The sequence below is a fragment of the Bacillus sp. 03113 genome, assembly GCF_006546985.1.
Lineage (GTDB): Bacteria > Bacillota > Bacilli > Bacillales > Cytobacillaceae > VATK01.
Map to the genome: position 1 here is coordinate 142835 of NZ_VATK01000011.1, position 22445 is coordinate 165279.

Below are 22445 nucleotides of genomic sequence, written 5' to 3' on the forward strand. Positions count from 1 at the left end.
GACATCTCTATTTTTTTAAAAAAAGTTTTTTTTACAAACGTTAAACATTATTTCAAATCCCCAGTTATAAGACGAAGACTTTTTTCGTCTTTTTTTAATCCAAATTCATGGTAAAGCATAACAAAAAATCCCCTTTTTAATCAAAAATTTACTTTCTTGTCCTAAACATTTTCAATTTTTAAACATAATTTAATAGAAAGAGGAATCCATGTTTAAGAAGTATTATAGGAGGGGTAGTGTGGGAAAGGTAATCATTGAACCTTGGTTAGAAGATAAGTTTACTCATGAGTTTTTTGTTCCAGAATATATTGAAAAGCTCGGCCAAGAGGTGCTGAAAAGCTATGATTTATCAGTCAATAGCATCCAAATTGTGACAACCAAGCCGGATAAGGGTGGTGCAATTTGGAGAATAGAAACAAATAAAGGTCCAAAAAGCTTTAAGCTTTTGCATAGACGTCCGACTAGAAGCATGTTTAGCCTTGGTGCACAGGAATATTTGGTAGATGTACAAAAGGCGCGTGTGCCTGCAATTGTCAAAACAAAGGATGGAAAAAACTTTGTTGAGTCGGGAGGGAAATTATGGTTTGTTGCTGAATGGATTGAACCTTTGGAGCCTGTTTCTAAGGATTTGGAAGGCGCGAAACATCTATGTAATGCACTTGGCGAATTTCATCGTCTTAGTAAAGGGTATATTCCGCCAAAACAAGCTGAAGTCGCTTCGAGGGTTCATAAATGGTTAAGCAGCTATAAAAAGGTTATTGCAAAAATGAACTGGTTTCGAAATATTGCCAATGCCTATCATGAGATGCCTGCAAGCCCAGCATTATTAAATGTCATCGATATGTTTGAGGAGCAAGGTAAAAGGGGCCTAGAAAAGCTAAATCAATCGAGTTATTTGGAATTGGTCAAAAAAGGGAATGCTTATTGGGGATTAGTTCACCAAGACTATGGCTTTTCAAATGGACAAATGGGTTCTAATGGAATGTGGATTATCGACCTTGATGGGGTTGCTTTTGATCTTCCTATCCGAGATTTAAGAAAATTAATTGCAGGGACCATGTCTGATTTATTTCAATGGGATGTTACGTGGATCAGAGAAATGATCAAAGCCTATCATGAAGCAAATCCAATATCAGCAGAGCTTTATGAAATTTTAATGATTGATTTATCTATGCCGAACGAATTTTATAAAAATATTAAAGAGGTTGTATATGAGCCTGAGCTGTTCCTAAATGATGAAACTACACAACTAATTCAAACAATCGTGGAGACGGATCAATCTAAATGGCCTGCACTTGAAGAAATTTCTAAAGATTGGAAGGGGAAGGGTGTCAGCTAAGCAACCATATATGATAAGAACCACATAAAAGTAAGAAAACGCTATATTGAGTGAAATCGTTTCATCTTCCTGAAATGATTTCACTCATGTTTCTTTAAACGAGGAAATAATAATTGAAGCAACCTGCATTTGTCTGGTATTCTCTTTTTGAAATTAGATAGGCCAGAAAAAATGATTTTCTAATTATTGCGATTGAAAAAATGATGATCGTCTTTGCAACTTGATATAATAGGATTAAAAGTAGAATAATAGTACGATCTCATCAAGATCTTCATTATCAATCAAATCTCATTAAATGGAGTGATCGTTATAGCCAGTCTTCTAATCAAAAATGCCCGCAATATTATTACAATGGACCAGGAAAGGAAAGCGGGCGCGCCTTGCGATTTTCTTATGCTTCCTTTGCTTCTTGCATAGGAACCGTTTGTTTTTTAGGGCGAAGGTTAAAAAAGACATTTAATAGAATAGCTGATAAGCTTCCTGTAATGATCCCATCGCTGACAATAATTTTAATACTTTGAGGCAATTGTGCAAACAGATCTGGGACAGCAGTAACACCAAGACCTAAAGAAATGGAACATGCCACAATAAGAAGATTGCTTTGATCACTAAAGTCAACTGCTTGCAGCATTTTGATACCAGAAGAGACGACCATTCCGAACATGACAACTGTTGCTCCACCAAGCACAGAGGTAGGAATAATAGTTGCAAAAGCAGCTATTTTTGGAATGAGACCAAGAAAGATTAATATTCCTCCAGCAGCAACAACTACATTTGTAGTTTTCACTTTGGATAATTGAACAAGTCCTACATTTTGTGCAAAGGTGTTATATGGGAAGGCGTTGACAACACCTCCTAAAATAAATGCTAATCCTTCAGCGCGATATCCACGGGCTAAATCTTTTTCGTTTATAGGTTGATCACAGATTTTACTCAAAGCAAAAAATACGCCTGTTGATTCGATAATTACAACTGTACCTACAATGATCATAGTGATAATTGGGCCTAATTCGAATGAAGGCATTCCAAAGTAAAATAGCTTAGGTAAATGAAACCAAGAAGCATCTTGTACAGCAGAGAAATTTACTTTACCCATGATGGAAGCTGCTGCAGTTCCAGCAATGATTCCAATGAGAACCGAAAGAGATCGTATAAATCCACGAGAAAAACGATTAAGTAGTAAAATAAAGACTAAAACACCAAAAGCAAGTGCTAAATTTTCTAGACTTCCAAACTCTTTGCTGCCAACGCCGCCCGCCATATTTCTAATTCCAGTAGGTATTAATGCTAAACCAATAATCGTGACAACCGTACCAATAACGACAGGAGGGAAAAGTTTAACGATTTTACTAAAAAAGACAGCGCATAAAACGATAAATATACCAGCGGCGATGATGGATCCGTAAATAGCTGTAACCCCATATTGTGAACCAATGGCAATCATCGGCGTAACAGCAACAAAAGAACTTCCTAAAACAGCTGGTAATCCAATCCCTAAATATTTACCTTTTCTTGCTTGAAGCAATGTTGCAATTCCGCAGGTTAATAAATCAATAGATACTAAATAAGCAAGTTGTTCAGCAGTTAAATTTAATGCTCGTCCGACAATTAAAGGGACGAGTATTGCTCCTGCATACATAGCTAAAACATGTTGCAGCCCCAATGAGAAAACTTTCATCTTTTTTGTTTCTTCCATTCAAATTTGGCCTCCTAAAGTTTAATATAAACCAGGTGTAAAATTATGTAATGTTAAGTAACATTATATGTATTATTCTGAATATTGTCATTAGTTATAATAAACTAAGTTAATTAGATAATATGTATATATTGAACAAAAATGAGATGTTTTTCTTTGTTTGATGTTAGATGATCTAACATTATTTCGGGGAATAATTACTTTATTGGGTAAATAAGTTGGGACATAATGGTTGAATCACACTAGAATGAGGAAAAGATTGAGTATTTGTGAAATTGTGAGCATATTGTTACAGTTAAGGAAAAAGGATTGAACTTCTTTGTGGAAACGCTTAAAATGTCAATATAAAGATAAGAAAGGAGTGTTTGGAAATATTATTATGTTGATCACAGCATTTCTGCATTTAGTCGAAAATTAAAAAGTCAGAATTTTTTGTTAACCATAGTCTTACATTATGAGCTACTTTTAATAGTAGTTTTTATTAAGTGCTATTATGTGAAATATTTCACATGACTATTATTCACTATTCATTGTCTGGAACATTCATTTGAAGCATAAAGTGGAGGGATCAGGAGTGTCGGTAACAGAAAAGGATCTAAAATTAAAAGAAGATGCGAATAAAATGATTGATGACTTAACGACAAAAGCAAAGAAAGCTTTGGAAGACTTCTATCAATTAGACCAAGAGAAGATTGATCATATTGTAAAGGAAATGGCGCTTGCTGGCTTAGATCAACATATGTATTTAGCAAAACTAGCGGTAGAAGAAACGGGACGAGGAGTCTATGAAGATAAAATTATTAAAAATATTTTTTCTACTGAATATATATATCACAATATAAAATATGACCGAACTGTAGGAATCATTAATGATAATAAGCATGACGGCATTATTGAAATTACTGAACCAATTGGTGTCATCGCTGGAGTCACACCTGTGACGAATCCTACTTCAACTACAATGTTTAAAGCGATCATTTCGATTAAAACAAGAAATCCAATCATATTTGCTTTTCATCCATCTGCACAAAAAAGCAGCAGCGAAGCAGCAAGGATCTTGCGTGATGCAGCCATTAAAGCTGGTGCTCCAGAAAACTGTATTCAATGGATAGAGAAGCCTTCAATCACTGCAACTCAGGCTTTAATGAACCATCCGAATGTCGCTCTTATTTTAGCAACAGGCGGAGCTGGAATGGTGAAATCAGCATATAGCTGTGGGAAGCCTGCTTTAGGCGTAGGACCAGGAAATGTCCCATGTTATATAGAAAAAACAGCAAAAATTAAAAGATCGGTAAATGATCTTATTCTTTCAAAAACCTTTGACAATGGTATGATTTGTGCCTCAGAGCAAGCAGTGATTATTGATAAAGAAATTTATCAAGAAGTAAAAAACGAAATGATCGCAAATAATTGTTATTTTTTGAATGAAGAGGAGAAACAGAAGGTTGAAAAGCTAGTCATTAATGAAAATACATGTGCTGTCAATGCAGATATCGTTGGAAAGACAGCGCATTATATTGCCAAGCTTGCTGGGATTCAGGTACCTGAAGATACAAAAATACTTGTGGCAGAGTTAAAAAGTGTTGGACCAAAAGATCCGCTTTCAAGAGAAAAACTAAGCCCAGTTCTAGCATGCTATAAAGTCAATACAACAGAAGAAGGATTGAAACGTGCAGAAGAAATGCTTGAATTTGGAGGGCTAGGCCACTCTGCAGTCATTCATTCAGAAGACGAGGCTGTTGTTCAGCAATTTGGATTAAGAATGAAGGCCTCAAGGATTATCAATAATGCTCCATCTTCTCAAGGTGCAATTGGAGATATTTATAATGCTTATATGCCTTCTTTAACCCTTGGCTGTGGTTCCTATGGGAAAAACTCAGTCTCAACGAATGTAACAACGGTACACCTCGTTAATACAAAAAAATTAGCGAAAAGGAATGTGAATATGCAGTGGTTCAAGGTTCCACCAAAAATTTATTTTGAGAAAAACGCGGTTCAATATTTACAAAAAATGCCGAATATTTCTAGAGCGATGATTGTCACAGATCCATTTATGGTGAAGCTTGGCTATGTCGATAAAGTACTTTATTATTTGCGCAAGCGTCCGGATTATGTTCATTGCGAAATTTTCTCAGATGTGGAGCCTGATCCATCCATTGATACCGTAATGCAAGGTACAGAATTGATGGCTAAATTTCAACCAGACGTGATTATTGCCCTTGGGGGTGGATCTGCGATGGATGCTGCCAAAGCTATGTGGTTATTTTATGAGCATCCAGACGAATCATTCCATGGATTAAAACAAAAGTTTTTAGATATTCGAAAACGAATCTATAAGTATCCAAATCTAGGAGGAAAAGCTGAATTTGTAGCGATTCCTACGACATCTGGAACAGGGTCAGAGGTTACATCCTTTGCTGTCATCACGGATAAGGAAGCGAATGTGAAATATCCACTTGCGGATTATGAATTAACTCCTGATGTAGCGATCATTGATCCTCAATTTGTTATGACCGTTCCGCAGGCTGTTACAGCAGATACAGGAATGGATGTGTTAACTCATGCGATCGAATCTTATGTGTCTAATATGGCGAATGATTATACAGACGCATTGGCGATGAAAGCAGTGCAGCTTGTATTTGAATATCTACCAAGGGCTTATCGAAACGGTTCAGATGAAGTGGCTCGTGAAAAAATGCATAACGCTTCCACCATTGCAGGAATGGCCTTTGCAAATGCATTTTTAGGAATTAATCATAGTCTTGCTCATAAACTCGGTTCAGAGTTCCATATTGCTCATGGACGTGCAAATACTATATTACTTCCGCATGTTATTCGTTACAATGCACAAAAACCGAAAAAATTTACTTCCTTCCCAAAATACGAGTATTTTAAAGCAGATGAACGCTATGCTGAATTAGCAAGGATGCTCGGTCTACCTGCAGCTACGGTTGAAGAAGGAGTAGAAAGTCTGGTTCAAGCGATTATCACTCTGTCAAAAGAGGTAAACATCCCGTTAAGTATCGCTGCTTGTGGCATAGATGCGAAATTATTTGAAAGCAAAGTTGATTATTTAGCTGACCGTGCGTTTGAGGATCAATGTACAACAGCCAATCCAAAGCTTCCATTAGTTGAAGAATTAGCAGATTTATATAGGAAGGCTTATAAAGGAGTATAATGAAAATAGTCTAAGTAAAAGGGATTTAGCTTGTAGAAAGCTAATCCCTTTTGCTTTTTTTTTATATAAACATGCCTTCTTCCGTTTCATCTCTGTTCATTTTATAAAGCCTTGTAATTTCAAGGATAAACAACTATTCTAATGATAAAACGTCAGGTAGAGAAGGTGGAAAGCAATGGTACTAAAATACTTATCAGCACTATTTTTTCCAGGTTTATTAGTATTATTGTTTGGAAGAGTAACTTATAGTTCTGTTATTGGGTTAGTCTTAACAGTTGCTTTAATTGCTGGTTCGGTATATAAGGGATATACTGATTCATTTGCTCTTATTGTTGTTGATGCTTTTTCGTTAACAGTTGGATTTTGGTATTCAAGAAGGATGAAGGGAAGGACCCGTCAAAGTATTTAAAACATGACAAAAATATGATGATAAGAGGCTGGCTCAATGTGTATATACAATTGATCATCAGCCTTTTTTTCATTATTAAGGAAATTCTCTGTTTGGAAAACGAATATTCGTTCGCATATTTATGGTTTGAATCTTAGTCTTTGTGGTAGAATGGAATTATGAGTTTCTAATCGGAAAAATATTGAAATCAGCTAAATGTAAAAAGTTGATAACTCTAAATAAATGAAACGTATCTTATTTTGAACAGGGGGCTCTTTTCGTGACGGAAAAATTTGATTTAGTCTCTAAATATTCGCCTCAAGGAGATCAGCCAAAGGCGATTCAAGAAATCGTATCAGGCATTCATCAAGGAAAAAAGCATCAAACCTTGCTAGGGGCAACAGGGACGGGTAAAACGTTTACTATTTCCAATGTTATAAAAGAAATCAATCGGCCAACACTTGTGATTGCTCATAATAAAACCTTAGCTGGCCAGCTTTATAGTGAGTTCAAAGAGTTTTTCCCAAATAATGCGGTCGAATATTTCGTTAGCTATTATGATTATTATCAGCCAGAAGCGTATGTTCCACAAACGGATACGTTTATTGAAAAAGATTCTAGTATTAATGATGAAATTGATAAGTTAAGACACTCTGCTACTTCATCTCTTTTTGAAAGAAAGGATGTTGTCATCATCGCTAGCGTGTCTTGCATATACGGTTTAGGGTCACCTGAGGAATACCGTGAAATGGTTCTTTCTTTAAGAACGGGTATGGAAATCGAAAGAAATCAACTGCTTCATCGACTCGTTGATATTCAATATGATCGAAACGATATTGATTTCCAGCGTGGAAGATTTCGGGTGCGAGGAGATGTGGTTGAAATATTTCCTGCCTCACGAGATGAGCATTGTTTAAGAGTTGAATTTTTCGGGGATGAGATTGAACGAATTCGAGAGGTGGACGCTTTAACCGGCGAAATCATTGGGGACCGAGAGCACGTGGCTATTTTTCCGGCTTCTCACTTCGTTACCCGGGAAGAGAAAATGAGAAAAGCAATTGAAAATATTGAACAGGAATTGGAAGAGCGTCTGACTTTACTACGCTCGAATGAAAAATTACTCGAAGCACAGCGGCTTGAGCAAAGAACGAGATATGACTTAGAAATGATGAGGGAAATGGGATTTTGTTCTGGGATCGAAAATTATTCTCGTCATCTGACCTTAAGGCCTTTGGGTTCAACTCCTTATACACTACTCGATTATTTTCCTGAGGATTTGCTCATTGTGATTGATGAGTCTCATGTAACACTCCCGCAAATTAGGGGGATGTATAATGGAGACCAAGCAAGGAAGCAGGTTTTAGTCGAGCATGGTTTTCGCTTGCCATCTGCATTAGATAATCGGCCGCTTACTTTTCAAGAATTTGAAAAGCATATTCATCAAATCGTCTATGTTTCAGCTACCCCAGGTCCATATGAGATTGAGCGGACGCCTGTTATGATAGAGCAAATCATTCGCCCTACTGGTTTGTTGGACCCGTTAATTGAGGTTCGTCCAATAGAAGGACAAATCGATGATTTAATCGGAGAAATACATGATCGAATTAAAAGACAGGAAAGGGTGCTTATTACAACTTTAACGAAAAAAATGTCGGAGGATTTAACCGACTATTTAAAGGAAATTGGGATCAAAGTACAATACTTACATTCAGAAGTAAAAACACTTGAACGGATTGAAATTATTCGAGAGCTTCGTCTTGGAAAGTATGATGTTCTAGTCGGAATTAATTTATTAAGAGAAGGCCTTGATATCCCAGAGGTTTCTTTAGTCGCGATTTTAGATGCAGATAAAGAAGGCTTCCTGCGATCTGAACGATCCTTAATTCAAACGATTGGGCGCGCCGCTAGAAACGCTAATGGTCATGTCATTATGTATGCAGATAAAATGACAAATTCAATGGAGCTTGCCATTGGAGAAACAAAGCGACGCCGCGTTATTCAAGAAGCGTACAATGAAAAGCATGGAATTACTCCCCAAACGATTCAAAAGGGCATTCGTGAATCCATCCGGGCCACTCATGCAGCAGAAGAACAGGAAGAATACAATGCTACCGCTCATTTGGGCAAGTTATCGAAAAAAGAACGTGAGAAAGTATTAGCGGATATGGAGAGTGAAATGAAGGAAGCAGCTAAAGCATTGAATTTTGAGCGAGCAGCTGAACTGCGTGATCTCCTATTAGAGCTAAAAGCGGAAGGGTGAAAATATGGCAATGGATAAAATAATGGTTAAAGGTGCAAGAGCACATAATTTAAAAAATATTGATGTCACCATTCCGAGAGATCAATTGGTTGTTCTGACCGGACTTTCTGGGTCGGGCAAATCATCACTCGCTTTTGATACGATCTATGCAGAGGGACAAAGAAGGTATGTAGAGTCATTATCAGCGTATGCCCGTCAATTCCTTGGTCAAATGGATAAGCCTGATGTAGATGCGATTGAAGGGTTGTCTCCAGCGATTTCCATTGATCAAAAAACGACAAGTCGAAATCCTCGGTCGACGGTTGGGACGGTTACGGAGATTTATGATTATTTAAGGCTACTCTATGCGAGAGTTGGCAGACCGATCTGTCCAACTCATGGAATTGAAATTACCTCCCAAACGATTGAGCAAATGGTGGATCGTATTTTAGAATATCCGGAAAGAACAAAGATGCAAGTACTAGCTCCAATAGTTTCAGGACGTAAAGGGACACATGTGAAGACATTGGAAGACATAAAGAAAGAGGGCTATGTGCGTGTTCGAATAGATGGTGACATGCATGACCTAGGGGATGAAATTTCGCTTGAAAAAAATAAAAAGCATTCCATTGAAGTGATTATTGATCGTATTGTGATCAAAGAAGGTGTTGCATCAAGGCTTTCAGATTCATTGGAAACCGCCTTAAAGCTTGGAGGCGGCAAAGTAGTGATTGATGTGATTGGAGAAGAAGAGCTTCTCTTTAGTGAGCATCATGCCTGCCCACTTTGCGGCTTTTCTATAGGAGAACTCGAACCAAGAATGTTTTCTTTTAATAGTCCTTACGGCGCTTGTCCAGATTGTGATGGACTTGGAACAAAACTGGAGGTAGATCTTGATTTAGTCTTGCCAAATAAAGACTTAACCCTTAAGGAAAATGCGATTGCCCCTTGGGAATCGATCAGTTCTCAATATTATCCTCAGCTATTGGAGTCGGTATGCAATCATTACGGGATTGATATGAATACTCCTGTAACCAAGCTGCCACAGCATTTGCTGGAAAAAATATTACACGGATCTAATGGAGAAAAAATCTATTTTCGATATGAAAATGATCTCGGTCAAGTAAGAGAGAATCATATTGAGTTTGAAGGTGTTATTCGAAATATAGAACGTCGATATAAGGAAACGAGCTCCGATTATATCCGTGAACAAATGGAAAAATACATGGCTCATCAGCATTGCCCATCTTGTAAAGGCAATCGATTGAAAAAAGAAGCTCTTGCTGTTCGTATTTCTGGTAATCATATTGGTGTAATCACGTCCCTCTCTATTAAGGAAGCGTATCAATTTTTTGATCAGCTATCTCTTTCCGAAAAAGAGATGAAGATTGCTAATTTAATATTACGAGAAATAAAAGAACGCTTAGGCTTTCTTATTAATGTTGGCTTGGATTATTTAACGTTAAGTCGATCAGCGGGTACTCTCTCAGGAGGGGAAGCACAACGGATACGGCTTGCGACTCAAATTGGTTCTCGTCTAACCGGAGTGTTATATATTCTTGATGAACCATCGATTGGACTGCATCAAAGAGATAATGATCGTTTAATTGATACATTGAAGAATATGCGTGATATCGGGAATACGTTAATTGTTGTAGAGCACGATGAGGATACGATGATGGCGGCGGATTATTTAATTGATGTTGGACCTGGCGCAGGTGTTCATGGAGGGCAAATTATTTCTGCTGGAACACCGAAGGAGGTCATGGAGGATCTAAATTCTTTAACGGGACAATATTTATCTGGGAAAAAGTTTATCCCTCTCCCGCTTGAAAGAAGAAAAAGTGATGGTAGATTTATTGAGGTTAAAGGGGCAAAGGAAAACAATTTAAAAAACGTAAATGTAAAATTTCCACTTGGAATGTTTACTGCCGTAACAGGTGTCTCGGGCTCAGGAAAAAGTACGATGATCAATGAAATTTTGCAAAAGAGTCTTGCTCAAAAGCTTCATCATGCAAAAAGCAAGCCTGGAGAGCATCGAGAAATGAAAGGGATAGAGCATTTAGATAAGGTGATAAACATCGACCAATCTCCAATTGGGCGTACCCCAAGATCGAATCCCGCTACTTATACAGGTGTGTTTGATGATATACGTGACGTATTTGCAGCAACGAATGAAGCAAAGGTTCGAGGCTATAAAAAGGGTCGATTCAGCTTTAACGTAAAAGGCGGACGCTGTGAAGCATGCCGAGGGGACGGAATCATTAAGATTGAAATGCACTTCTTACCGGATGTTTACGTTCCATGTGAGGTTTGTCATGGAAAACGCTATAATCGAGAAACGCTCGAAGTTAAGTATAAAGGGAAAAATATTTCTGAAATTCTCGAAATGACAGTGGAAGATTCTGTGCCATTTTTTGAAAATATACCTAAGATTAATCGTAAGCTTCAGACCATTGTAGATGTTGGACTTGGATACATCACTTTAGGACAGCCAGCAACTACTCTTTCAGGGGGAGAAGCGCAGCGGGTCAAGCTTGCTTCAGAGCTTCACCGACGTTCTACAGGAAGATCATTTTATATTTTAGACGAACCAACAACGGGGCTCCATGTAGATGATATATCAAGATTACTCGTTGTGCTGCAGCGTCTTGTTGAAAACGGAGATACTGTTTTGGTCATTGAGCATAATTTAGATGTCATTAAAGCTGCCGACTATATAATCGATCTCGGCCCGGAAGGTGGGGATAAAGGTGGAACCATCGTTGCAACAGGAACGCCTGAAGAGGTCGTAGAGGTTGATGCATCATACACAGGAAAATACTTAAAACCAGTATTGGAACGAGATCGTCTTAGAATGAAATTGCAAATTGAAGAGAAAGAGACAAGTGTCACGAACGTATAATGAATAGTAAAAAGAGAGACTCCTATGACAGTGAAAATTGTTCTTTTGGATGTACTCTCTTTTCTTTTTGATAAGCGTGTAAACTTATATATTCCTTGAAACTATTGATTGACCTGAAACGTAGTTATAGGAAAAGAGATTCACCTGAGAAATAAATCACGTTTTTAATCACGAAAAATGATGATGGAGGTTTTGAATGTGATCGAAGAACGTAAAAGAATATTAAGTATGGTGAAAGAAGGAAAGTTATCAATTGATGAAGCGCTTATATTATTAGAGGCACTGGAAGATACGAAAAAAAAGATGGATGAAAAAGAAGAGAAGCTTGTCGGTGAGCTCTCTAATGCCGTTAACTTTGAAGAAGCTAAAAAGCAGAATCAGGAGCAAAGCTCCGGAAGCTATCATTTTCATGCTGTAAAGGGTAAAATTTTTGATTTTGTCGATAGTGCTGTTAAAAAAATTAAAGAAGTAGATTTAGATTTTAACTTTGGTTCTTATAAGGAGATACATCATATTTTTCAACATTCAGATCCACAAATGAAGGATATTGAAATGGATATAGCCAATGGAAAGATTCAAATCATTCCTTGGGATCAGCCGGATGTTAGAGTTGAATGTCAAGCAAAGGTCTACCGAGTAGATACGCAAGAGGAAGCACGCCAACGCTTTTTGAAGGACATTATTTTTTCAATTGAAGGAAATAAACTACGGTTTGCTACACAGCAGAAGTGGATGAAAATAGAAGCCTTGCTGTATATTCCGCAAACTCATTATGAATCAATGAAAATTCGTATGTTTAATGGAACAATTGATTGTGAAAACTTGAAGGTAGATCAGTATAAGGCAAAAACGGCAAACGGGAAAATATCATTGGGACAGATGACTTGTCAAAAGGCAGAGGTGGAAACGGCCAACGGACAAGTAAATATATCTAATAGCAAAATAAAAGAGGTTGAAGGGGAAACGATCAATGGAGCGATCCATTTGGATGGAGATTTTCATCAAGCTTTGCTTCAATCCTTTAATGGAAATATCACTTGCTTTATTAAAGGGAAAACATGTGAAATAATAGATATTAAAACGACGACTGGCAATATAGATGTAAGTGTTCCAAATATTGCGGTAAATGGGGAATTAAAATCTACTATTGGGAGTTTCGACGTTAATTTAGAAGGAATTCAAATCATAGAAGAAAAAAGTGAAATCGTTCAAAAGCTTCTTCGTTTTTCTTCTATTGTTGATTCCGCAAATGGGTTGAAGCTTTTGGTTGATTCAAAAACAGGATCAATAAAGATTAGAAAACTGGAATGAGAATGGAAAGGAAGAAAAGGGTGTTTTTATGAGATGGCTATTAGGAGTGGTTATTAACTCCGTCTTATTTATGGCATTTGCAGGTTTTTTTCACGACTCTTTTTATTTATCGAGCTTTGGAGCCGCTTTAGGAGCAAGCTTTTTACTCTCTGTTTTAAATATATTAGTTAAACCGATTTTAATTATTTTAACTTTACCGGTAACAGTCTTGACACTGGGGATGTTTTTATTTGTGATTAACGCGATAACATTATTGCTTACGGATGAACTTATGGGCAGTTCGTTTGAAATATCTGGATTTGGGATGGCTTTATTTATCGCAATCATTATGTCCATCATTAACTTAATCATTCAAAAAACCGTGTTAAATTCTTCTAAAGAAAAACGTTGAGAGCTTTGCCCTGCAATTCAATCTTTTTTGCTGCATAAAAAGATTGAATTGCAGGGTCATTTATTTTAATTTAGGATGGAATAAAAAATTTGGTTCTATTGTAAAAAGTGCTAAAATAAAGAGAACTTTGTTTATATGATCGATCGATATTATTGAGGGGGCCATATCCTTATGCCTAAGGTGACTACGAAAGACATTGTTGAAAAATTTGGATTAGAGCTGATAAGTGGAGGAGAAGGCATCAATCGTCCAATTACAGTCGGCGATATTTCAAGACCAGGTCTTGAAATGGCAGGTTATTTTGACTATTATCCTGCTGAAAGGGTTCAATTATTAGGAAAAACAGAGCTTTCCTTTGCGGAAAAGCTAGATCCATACGAACGAAAAAATAGAATGGAAAAGCTATGTACAGATATTACACCTGGAATCATTATTACAAGAGATATGGAAATCCCAGCTGAATTAATTGAGGCTTCAGAAAGAGAATCTGTGCCAGTTATGAGATCTCCACAACAAACCTCTCGCTTTTCCAGCCGATTAACGAATTATCTAGAAAGTAAGCTTGCACCTACGACTGCTGTTCATGGCGTGTTGGTGGATATATACGGAGTTGGAGTCTTAATCACAGGAAAAAGTGGTGTAGGAAAAAGTGAAACAGCTCTTGAACTGGTAAAACGGGGTCATCGTTTAGTCGCTGACGATTGCGTGGAAATTCGTCAAGAAGATGAAAATACATTAGTTGGCCGATCTCCGGAGCTTATTGAGCATTTATTAGAAATTCGAGGGCTAGGGATCATTAACGTCATGACCTTATTTGGTGCTGGAGCTGTTCGTAGTGTGAAACGAATAACTCTTGTGATGCATCTTGAGCTATGGGATCAGAATAAGCAATATGATCGAGTTGGTTTAGATGAAGAAAAAATGACCATTATTGATACAGATATTACAAAGCTAACGATTCCAGTTCGACCTGGACGAAATTTAGCTGTTATTATTGAAGTGGCGGCCATGAATTTTAGGCTGAAAAGAATGGGAGTGAATGCTGCAGAAGCATTTTCAAACCGTTTAACAGAAGCTATCCATGAAGATGTTGACCATGATGAATTTTAACAATATCAACATCTTCCGACTACCACTTGGTGATTGATATTGGATTTTTTGAAATCTGCGAGTTGTTTTTACTGCAATGATGAATGAAGGAAGTATGGAGGATACATGATATGAAAAATATTCAACCGATAGATCCAATTGCGTTTTCCCTAGGACCCATTTCCGTACACTGGTACGGTGTTATTATTGGGCTGGGTATCGCTCTTTCTTTATGGTTAGTTATAAAAGAATCAGATAAAAGAGGGTTGCCGAAGGATCTATTTCCTGATCTTATGATATGGGCAATTCCTATTGCCATCATCTCTGCTCGCATTTATTACGTCATTTTTGAATGGGATTATTATTCAGAACATTTAGGGCAAATACCAGAGATTTGGAATGGAGGAATTGCCATTCATGGAGCGTTAATTGGTTCTGTTCTAACAGCTTATTTCTTCACAAGAAAGAAAAGGGTCTCATTTTTAAAAGTAGTTGATATCGCTGCACCAGGAATTATATTAGGACAGGCGATTGGGAGATGGGGCAATTTTATCAATCAAGAAGCTCATGGCGGGGAAGTCAGTAGAGCTTTTCTTGAAAATCTACATTTACCAGAATTCATTATTAATCAAATGTATATAAATGGGGTCTATTACCATCCGACTTTTTTGTATGAATCAATTTGGAGTTTATTGGGTCTTATATTCTTGCTGCTGTTAAGAAGAGTAAATTTAAAAAGAGGAGAAATTTTTCTCTCTTATCTAATTTGGTATTCGATTGGCCGCTTCTTTATCGAGGGTATGCGCACAGATAGCTTAATGTTAACGGAGCACTTAAGAATGGCTCAAGTTATCTCAATCGCTTTAGTCATTGTTTCTCTGATCATTATCATTATTAGAAGAGTAAAAGGTTATGATCATGTCCGTTACTTAGATAAAGAAGTGTAAAGAGGTTGTTCAAAAAGTCCGGGAAAAAAAGCTCCTTTTTGAACACATTTTTAAAGATTGTCTGTTTTCGTATAGATTGTTGCTTTTAAACACGCAGACTGCATACACTTCGCTTTCCGTGGGCGAGCGTCAAGTACGCTCCTGCGGGGTCTCGCCTTTCTCGCATTCCCACAGGAGTCTACGTGTATGCAGGCTGCTCCAAAACGTTACTCTCAATGTTTTTTATGTCAAAAGCAACAAACTTTGAGAAAACAGCTTAAAGTTTTAAGATAGAGGTGCTTTTTAACATGTTGTTTTCATCTATGAAAAAGGGATTGTTGGTTGGTTTAAAAACCACCTGGTCTCTCAGTAAAATTATTTTCCCAATTACTCTCATTGTGTCCTTGCTGAGACATACCCCTGTTTTGCCGTGGATCATTCACCTCATCGAACCCATTATGGGCTGGTTCGGACTTTCTGGGGATGCAGCAATCCCGCTTGTCATTGGGAATTTTCTAAATCTGTATGCTGGAATCGGTGCGATTTTATCTCTAGATTTAAGTGTAAAGGAAGTATTTATCCTTGCTGTTATGCTTTCGTTTTCTCATAATCTTTTGGTTGAATCGAGTGTTGCCATTAGGGTTGGGGTAAAACCATGGATCATTCTCGTTGTCAGAATGGGGTTAGCTGTTGTATCAGCATTTATCATCAATTTAGTATGGCATGGGGGCTCTGAAATCGCGAAATATGGATTCATTCCTGAAAAAGAACCTGTTGAAGTGACTGGTTTTTTCAACATTCTGATGGAAGGTTTTGAAAAAGCAGGATTAGGAATTTTTCAGCTTGCCATTATAGTCATTCCACTAATGATCGGAATTCAGCTTTTAAAGGATATAGGATGGCTTGCCACTTTCTCAAAGTGGATGTCACCGATCACGAAAATGCTTGGTATGAAAGAGAATACGTCTACTACCCTTGCTTCTGGTCTTCTTTTTGGCTTAGCGTATGGTGCTGGTGTCATGATTCAACAGGTCCAAGAGGATGGTGTAAGTAAAAAAGACATTACATTAGCCTTTATTTTCCTAGTGGCCTGTCATGCAGTGGTAGAGGATACACTTGTCTTTATTCCGCTTGGAATTCCGGTACTGCCATTATTGATCATTCGTATAAGTGCAGCTGTATTGCTTACCCTAGTTATAGGATTTATGTGGAATAGATCCAATGTTGCAAAAAGAAAGGAAACCGTTTATGAATCATAAAATTAATACGATACTCTTTGATTTAGATGGAACATTAATCGATACAAATGAATTAATTATCAAATCATTTCTACATACGCTTGATCAATACTTTCCTGGGCAATATAAAAGAGAGGATGTCCTTCCTTTTATAGGACCAAGTCTGCATGAAACCTTTTCTTCTTTAGATAAAGACAGAACAGAAGAAATGATTCAAACGTATCGCACCTTTAATATCTCGAATCATGACTTGCTTGTGACAGAATTTGATGGAGTATTTGAAACGGTGAAAGCATTAAAAGAGAAAAATTATAAAATGGGAATCGTCACAACGAAAATGTCTGATGTTGTGAAGATGGGTTTACAGCTTACGCAATTAGATCAATTTTTTGATATTGTCGTTGCCTTAGATCATGTTGAAAAAGCGAAGCCTGATCCTGAGCCGATTTATAAAGCATTGGAGTTATTAAGTGGACGCCCTGAGGAAACGATTATGGTTGGAGATAATTACCACGATATTTTAGCTGGGAAAAATGCAGGTACAAAAACAGCGGGTGTTGCTTGGACGATTAAGGGAAGAGAGTATTTAGCGAGTTTTCATCCTGATTATGTTTTAGATAATATGAAGGATTTGCTTAGCATAGTTGACGGGAAGGAACTATGAGGAAGACGACCCGATACCCGGTGAATGGTACGAACTCATTATGGCAACTGTATAGTACAGTACCATTTTGGAAGGTAATTAGAAATTTTATCTTCATTCAATTAGCAAGATATACACCTTTTTTTCGTTTGAAAAATTGGATGTATCGCACTTTTCTCCGTATGGAGGTAGGGAATTATACTTCCTTTGCCTTAATGTCTATGCCTGATATTCTGTTTCCTGAAAAAATAAAAGTTGGAGAAAATACAATTATTGGTTATAATACGACCATTTTGGCACATGAGTACTTAATTAAAGAGTACAGGCTTGGGGAAGTATCAATTGGAAATGAAGTGATGATTGGAGCTAATTCGACGATATTGCCAGGAGTAAAAATTGGAGACAAAGCGATTGTTTCAGCAGGGACGCTTGTGCATCAGGATGTTCCTGAAGGTGCATTCGTAGGCGGAAATCCAATGAAAATCATTTATACAAAAGAAGAATTAGCGTTGAGATGGAAGGATGATCCGATATATCGGGTGGAAAAGTAAGGATGGCTTCGTTAACCAATTGGTTAGCTGAGCCTTTTTTAAAAGGTAAACAATCATGAAGTTTTTCTAAAAAAGTTGTTAAGTTTATTGACGTAAGAATAGATGAGGGTTACACTACATATAGCTTCAGTTTGCTAATACATTAGCGAACTAAAGGATTTTGTAATTAACGTCATAGAGGTGGATGGCATGACTCAGTTATTTATGTTTGAAAAGCCGTTAGGCATGAGAGATACATTACCAGAATTATATGAAGCAAAAGGAAAAGTAAGATCCAAAATGGAATCTGAAATTAAGCAGTGGGGCTATCAATTTATTGAAACTCCTACATTAGAATATTATGAAACGGTTGGAACCGCTTCTGCTATATTAGATCAAAAGCTTTTTAAACTGCTTGATCAACAAGGGCATACACTTGTATTGCGGCCTGAAATGACTACACCGATTGCAAGGGTAGCAGCTTCAAAGCTGTTAAAGGAAGATTTGCCTATTCGCCTTGCTTATTCTGCTAATGTGTACCGAGCTCAACAAAGAGAAGGCGGAAGACCAGCAGAATTTGAACAAATTGGCGGAGAATGTATCGGTGACCATACAATCAGTGCTGATGGTGAAGGGATTGCCTTAATGATCTCTGCCCTTAAAAAAGCAGGACTGAAAAATTTTCGAATTTCAGTTGGGCATATCGGTTTTGTAAAAGAGTTTTTCCTGCAAATATTAGGAACGGAAGAACGAGCAGAATCGTTAACGAAATATTTATTTGAAAAAAATTATGTTGGTTACCGGAATCATATCAATCAATTAGCTTTGTCTTCGATCGACAAACAAAGGCTTCTTGACTTTTTAAAGCTAAGAGGCGGAATTGAAATGATTGAATTTGCACATAGTCTAGTTGAAAATGAAAAAGGCAAGGAAGCTTTGAATCAGCTGATGCAGCTATGGGAGATCATTGTTGATTATCAATTGGAGTCTCGAGTGAAGTTTGATTTAACTCTTGTTAGCCATATGAGCTATTATACTGGCATCTTGTATGAAGTATATGCCGAAAGAGTAGGCTTTCCAATTGGAAGCGGAGGACGATACGATTTATTATTAGAAAAATTCGGTAAGTCCACAGGAGCAACTGGATTTGCTATTCGAATTGATCGTTTACTAGAGGCACTTGGCAAATTGGAGAGCAATGATCCGATTCATTGCATCATTTTTAGTGCTGAACGAAGAAAGGAAGCCTATCAGATCGCGAGGGAAAAGCGTGAAGACGGGATCAAGGTTGTATTACAGGATATTAGTGGAGTAAAAAATATGGATGCCTATACAAATCAGTATTATGACTTAACCTTTTTAGTTGGAAAAGCTGGAAAGGAGCCAGTTAGATGAAGGACGTTTTAACAATTGCTATGCCAAAGGGCCGAATTTTCGAAGAGGCAGCCGATTTGCTTCGGCAAGCAGGATTTAAGCTGCCTCCTGAATTCGATGATTCAAGAAAATTAATTATCGATGTAGAGGAAGAAAATTTTCGTTTTATTTTAGCTAAACCGATGGATGTTCCAACCTATGTGGAACATGGAGTAGCAGACTTAGGAATTGCCGGGAAAGACGTTATGCTTGAAGAAAAACGAGATGTATACGAGCTGCTGGATTTAAATATTAGTCAATGCTATTTGGCAGTAGCAGGATTGCCGAATACAAAATTAAATGACATCGCACCGAAAATTGCAACGAAATATCCACATGTTGCGGCAGCTTATTTTAGAGAACAAGGTGCTCAGGTTGAAATTATTAAATTAAATGGTTCCATTGAATTAGCACCTATTATTGGTCTATCAGATCGAATTGTCGATATCGTATCAACAGGAAGAACCTTGCTTGAAAATGGATTAGTGGAATATGAGCACATTGTTGATATTACCTCCAGACTCATTGTGAATCCTGCAAGCTATCGAATGAAGGATGAACGGATAAGCGAGCTGGTTGACCGATTAAGTAAGGTCATTAAATTGGAAAAAGATTATGTGTAAGAAAGTGCTTCTGGAAGGATGAGCTAGGTGAAAATTGTTAAAGTCAGTAAAGATGATTCGATTAAACGTTCTGTAGATTCAGGTACAAAGGAACAACTATCAATCGTCAAATCTATTATTGAAGATGTAAGAAATAATGGAGATCAATCTCTTCTAAAATACACAGAAAAATTTGATCAAGCACACCTTACTTCTCTTGCTGTAACAGATGAAGAGCTTGAAGCTGCTTATCTTGAAATTGATGCAAGTACGGTAAGCATTATTCAAGAAGCTGCGAATAATATACGTGTCTATCATCAGAATCAATTAAAAACCTCTTGGATGACGACAAGTGATAATGGAACGTTACTTGGTCAAAAGGTAACTGCACTTGATTCAGTTGGTGTGTATGTACCTGGAGGAACAGCACGTTATCCTTCCTCTGTTTTAATGAATGTCATTCCTGCAAAGGTTGCAGGGGTGGAAAGAATCGTGATGGTATCTCCTCCTGATGAAAATGGAAAATTGCCTGCAGCTGTATTAATAGCTGCAAAGGAAGCAGGAGTAAAGGAAATTTATAAGGTTGGCGGTGCACAAGCGATTGCAGGACTAGCCTATGGAACGGAAACGATCAAGCCTGTTGATAAAATTGTCGGTCCAGGAAATATTTTTGTAGCATTAGCAAAAAGAGAAGTTTACGGAGATGTTGATATCGATATGATTGCTGGTCCAAGTGAGATTGCTGTATTAGCAGATGAAACAGCAAGACCGAATGAGGTAGCAGCGGACTTACTATCACAAGCAGAGCATGATCCACGTGCTTGTAGTGTTCTCGTAACTCCATCTTTGGAGCTTGCTGAAAAAGTGGCAGCTGAAGTTGAAAAGCAGCTAGAAACTTTACCGAGAAAATCGATCGCGACGCAATCCATTGAAAACTACGGCGTTATTTATTTAACAGAAACGATGGAGGAAGCGATCGATACGGTGAACCGCCTTGCTCCGGAGCATTTAGAGGTGCTATCGTCAAATCCATTAGAGCTGCTGGGAAAAATCCGCCACGCTGGAGCGATTTTCTTAGGGAGATATAGTCCTGAACCGATCGGAGATTATTTTGCTGGTCCAAACCACGTATTGCCTACGAATGGAACGGCCAGATTTTCAAGCCCGTTAAATGTTGAAGATTTTCAAAAGAAATCCAGCATTATCTATTACAGCGAACAAGCTTTCCATGAAAATGGGGAGAAAATCGCAGCATTTGCTAGACTAGAGGGATTAGAAGCTCACGCAAGAGCGATTGAGGAAAGATATAATAAATAAGATTGCCGGATGGAGGATATGGGGTATGACAAGAACTTCAACGATTACCAGAAAAACAAATGAAACAGACATTCAATTATCCTTTCATATTGATGGGGAAGGAAAAGCGGAATTAGAGACTGGAGTCCCATTTTTAACACATATGCTTGATTTGTTTACAAAGCATGGTCAATTTGATTTAACGGTCAATGCAAAAGGAGATACCGAGGTCGATGATCACCATACGGCAGAGGATATCGGGATTTGTCTTGGGCATGCGTTAAAGGAAGCGCTTGGAGATAAAAAAGGGATTAAACGTTACGGAAATGCATTTGTTCCTATGGACGAAGCTTTGGCTCAGGTCGTTGTTGATTTAAGCAATCGTCCGCATCTTGAAATGCGTGCACAATTTCCAAGTCAAAAGGTAGGAACCTTTGATACGGAACTCGTGCATGAGTTTTTATGGAAGCTTGCACTTGAAGCTCGAATGAATTTACATGTCATTGTTCATTACGGTCAAAATACACACCATATCATAGAAGCGATTTTTAAAGCTTTAGCGCGAGCTCTTGATGAAGCAACGCTAGTAGATCCACGCATAAAAGGGGTACCATCTACGAAAGGGATGTTATAAATGATCGGGATCATTGATTACGGAATGGGGAATCTTTTCAGTGTCAGCAAGGCATTAGAGAGATTGAATGTTCCTTATTTTATCTCAGAAGATAAGGAAGAATTGAAAAAGGCAGACGGATTAATTCTTCCTGGAGTTGGGGCATTTAAAGATGCTATGGAACGATTAAATACCACAGGTTTAACAGAGATGATTCAAGAATACGTTCAATCTGGGAAACCGTTTCTAGGGATTTGTCTAGGCATGCAGCTTTTATTTGAAGAAAGCGAAGAAATTAAATTAACGAAGGGTCTATGCTTATTGCCAGGAAGAGTGATTCGTTTTGCCGGACAGAGCAAAGCGGGAGAAAGCTATAAAGTTCCTCATATGGGCTGGAATCGTTTGAAATTTGTTCACTCATCTCCATTATTGAACAATGTGGAAGAGGATCATGTCTATTTTGTTCATTCATATTTTGCTTCTACAGAGCAAGAAGAGGTAATCATTGCAAAGAGTGATTACTTTGAAGAAGTTCCAGCGGTAGTTGGTCAAAATAATATTTATGGCATGCAATTTCACCCAGAAAAGAGCAGTAAGATAGGGATGAAGCTGCTTCGTAACTTCACAGAATTGATTAGGAAAGGATGA

The 22445-nt window shown here is 37.6% G+C and carries 18 protein-coding genes; 17 read left to right on the forward strand and 1 reads right to left on the reverse strand.

Annotated features, from left to right (window positions below; all coding sequences use genetic code 11):
- Positions 1–238 precede the first annotated feature (238 nt).
- The gene (locus FDO66_RS12420) at positions 239–1339 is read left to right on the forward strand and encodes a CotS family spore coat protein (protein WP_141432967.1); all 1101 of its coding nucleotides are present in this window, start codon (positions 239–241) and stop codon (positions 1337–1339) included.
- 391 nt (positions 1340–1730) lie between these two features.
- Here FDO66_RS12420 and FDO66_RS12425 read toward each other — a convergent pair whose 3' ends face one another.
- The gene (locus FDO66_RS12425) at positions 1731–3035 is read right to left on the reverse strand and encodes a nucleobase:cation symporter-2 family protein (protein WP_141432968.1); all 1305 of its coding nucleotides are present in this window, start codon (positions 3033–3035) and stop codon (positions 1731–1733) included.
- Between the two features lie 574 nt (positions 3036–3609).
- On the opposite strand from FDO66_RS12425, the gene adhE reads away from it, so the two are divergent.
- The 16 genes from adhE to hisH all read left to right on the forward strand — a co-directional run bounded on the left by adhE (position 3610) and on the right by hisH (position 22445).
- A complete protein-coding gene (adhE, locus tag FDO66_RS12430; protein WP_141432969.1) occupies positions 3610–6213 on the forward strand; it encodes a bifunctional acetaldehyde-CoA/alcohol dehydrogenase in 2604 nt (867 codons plus the stop codon).
- Between the two features lie 175 nt (positions 6214–6388).
- Positions 6389–6622, forward strand: coding sequence for a CsbA family protein (locus FDO66_RS12435; protein WP_141432970.1), 234 nt, complete (start codon positions 6389–6391; stop codon positions 6620–6622).
- Between the two features lie 259 nt (positions 6623–6881).
- The gene (uvrB, locus tag FDO66_RS12440; RefSeq protein WP_141432971.1) at positions 6882–8861 is read left to right on the forward strand and encodes an excinuclease ABC subunit UvrB; all 1980 of its coding nucleotides are present in this window, start codon (positions 6882–6884) and stop codon (positions 8859–8861) included.
- A 4-nt stretch (positions 8862–8865) separates the two neighbouring features.
- Complete coding sequence (gene uvrA, locus FDO66_RS12445) at positions 8866–11745, forward strand: excinuclease ABC subunit UvrA (protein WP_141432972.1); 2880 nt, start codon at positions 8866–8868, stop codon at positions 11743–11745.
- A gap of 198 nt (positions 11746–11943) precedes the next feature.
- On the forward strand, positions 11944–13056 hold the full coding sequence (locus FDO66_RS12450; RefSeq protein ID WP_141432973.1) for a DUF4097 family beta strand repeat-containing protein: 1113 nt from the start codon (positions 11944–11946) through the stop codon (positions 13054–13056).
- A 28-nt stretch (positions 13057–13084) separates the two neighbouring features.
- Positions 13085–13447 (forward strand): phage holin family protein, encoded by a 363-nt coding sequence (locus tag FDO66_RS12455; protein WP_141432974.1) that lies wholly within the window; start codon positions 13085–13087, stop codon positions 13445–13447.
- Between the two features lie 171 nt (positions 13448–13618).
- Positions 13619–14557: an HPr(Ser) kinase/phosphatase gene (hprK, locus tag FDO66_RS12460; RefSeq protein WP_141432975.1), complete on the forward strand. Its 939-nt coding sequence runs from the start codon at positions 13619–13621 to the stop codon at positions 14555–14557.
- Positions 14558–14667: 110 nt separating this feature from the next.
- Positions 14668–15483, forward strand: coding sequence for a prolipoprotein diacylglyceryl transferase (gene lgt / locus FDO66_RS12465; RefSeq protein ID WP_141432976.1), 816 nt, complete (start codon positions 14668–14670; stop codon positions 15481–15483).
- Between the two features lie 287 nt (positions 15484–15770).
- Positions 15771–16721: a nucleoside recognition domain-containing protein gene (locus FDO66_RS12470; protein WP_141432977.1), complete on the forward strand. Its 951-nt coding sequence runs from the start codon at positions 15771–15773 to the stop codon at positions 16719–16721.
- Complete coding sequence (ppaX, locus tag FDO66_RS12475) at positions 16711–17364, forward strand: pyrophosphatase PpaX (protein ID WP_141432978.1); 654 nt, start codon at positions 16711–16713, stop codon at positions 17362–17364. The genes FDO66_RS12470 and ppaX overlap by 11 nt, the downstream gene beginning before the upstream one ends.
- A complete protein-coding gene (locus FDO66_RS12480) occupies positions 17361–17894 on the forward strand; it encodes an acyltransferase (RefSeq protein ID WP_141432979.1) in 534 nt (177 codons plus the stop codon). Before ppaX ends, FDO66_RS12480 begins: the two co-directional genes overlap by 4 nt.
- A gap of 189 nt (positions 17895–18083) precedes the next feature.
- Positions 18084–19268, forward strand: coding sequence for an ATP phosphoribosyltransferase regulatory subunit (locus tag FDO66_RS12485; protein ID WP_141432980.1), 1185 nt, complete (start codon positions 18084–18086; stop codon positions 19266–19268).
- Positions 19265–19909 carry an ATP phosphoribosyltransferase gene (gene hisG / locus FDO66_RS12490; protein WP_141432981.1) on the forward strand — a complete coding sequence of 215 codons (645 nt, stop codon included), beginning with the start codon at positions 19265–19267 and terminating at the stop codon, positions 19907–19909. Before FDO66_RS12485 ends, hisG begins: the two co-directional genes overlap by 4 nt.
- 27 nt (positions 19910–19936) lie before the next feature.
- The gene (hisD, locus tag FDO66_RS12495) at positions 19937–21205 is read left to right on the forward strand and encodes a histidinol dehydrogenase (protein ID WP_141432982.1); all 1269 of its coding nucleotides are present in this window, start codon (positions 19937–19939) and stop codon (positions 21203–21205) included.
- Between the two features lie 25 nt (positions 21206–21230).
- Positions 21231–21818: an imidazoleglycerol-phosphate dehydratase HisB gene (gene hisB, locus FDO66_RS12500; protein WP_141432983.1), complete on the forward strand. Its 588-nt coding sequence runs from the start codon at positions 21231–21233 to the stop codon at positions 21816–21818.
- Positions 21819–22445, forward strand: a complete 627-nt coding sequence (gene hisH, locus FDO66_RS12505) for an imidazole glycerol phosphate synthase subunit HisH (protein WP_141432984.1) — start codon at positions 21819–21821, stop codon at positions 22443–22445.

Excerpts from the sequence above, each read along its gene's own strand:
- FDO66_RS12425 (WP_141432968.1), bottom strand. The coding sequence starts at position 3,035 with ATGGAAGAAACAAAAAAGATGAAAGTTTTCTCATTGGGGCTGCAACAT.
- FDO66_RS12435 (WP_141432970.1), top strand. The coding sequence starts at position 6,389 with ATGGTACTAAAATACTTATCAGCACTATTTTTTCCAGGTTTATTAGTA.
- uvrA (WP_141432972.1), top strand. The coding sequence starts at position 8,866 with ATGGCAATGGATAAAATAATGGTTAAAGGTGCAAGAGCACATAATTTA.
- FDO66_RS12455 (WP_141432974.1), top strand. The coding sequence starts at position 13,085 with ATGAGATGGCTATTAGGAGTGGTTATTAACTCCGTCTTATTTATGGCA.
- hprK (WP_141432975.1), top strand. The coding sequence starts at position 13,619 with ATGCCTAAGGTGACTACGAAAGACATTGTTGAAAAATTTGGATTAGAG.
- lgt (WP_141432976.1), top strand. The coding sequence starts at position 14,668 with ATGAAAAATATTCAACCGATAGATCCAATTGCGTTTTCCCTAGGACCC.
- FDO66_RS12470 (WP_141432977.1), top strand. The coding sequence starts at position 15,771 with ATGTTGTTTTCATCTATGAAAAAGGGATTGTTGGTTGGTTTAAAAACC.
- ppaX (WP_141432978.1), top strand. The coding sequence starts at position 16,711 with ATGAATCATAAAATTAATACGATACTCTTTGATTTAGATGGAACATTA.
- FDO66_RS12480 (WP_141432979.1), top strand. The coding sequence starts at position 17,361 with ATGAGGAAGACGACCCGATACCCGGTGAATGGTACGAACTCATTATGG.
- FDO66_RS12485 (WP_141432980.1), top strand. The coding sequence starts at position 18,084 with ATGACTCAGTTATTTATGTTTGAAAAGCCGTTAGGCATGAGAGATACA.
- hisG (WP_141432981.1), top strand. The coding sequence starts at position 19,265 with ATGAAGGACGTTTTAACAATTGCTATGCCAAAGGGCCGAATTTTCGAA.
- hisB (WP_141432983.1), top strand. The coding sequence starts at position 21,231 with ATGACAAGAACTTCAACGATTACCAGAAAAACAAATGAAACAGACATT.
- hisH (WP_141432984.1), top strand. The coding sequence starts at position 21,819 with ATGATCGGGATCATTGATTACGGAATGGGGAATCTTTTCAGTGTCAGC.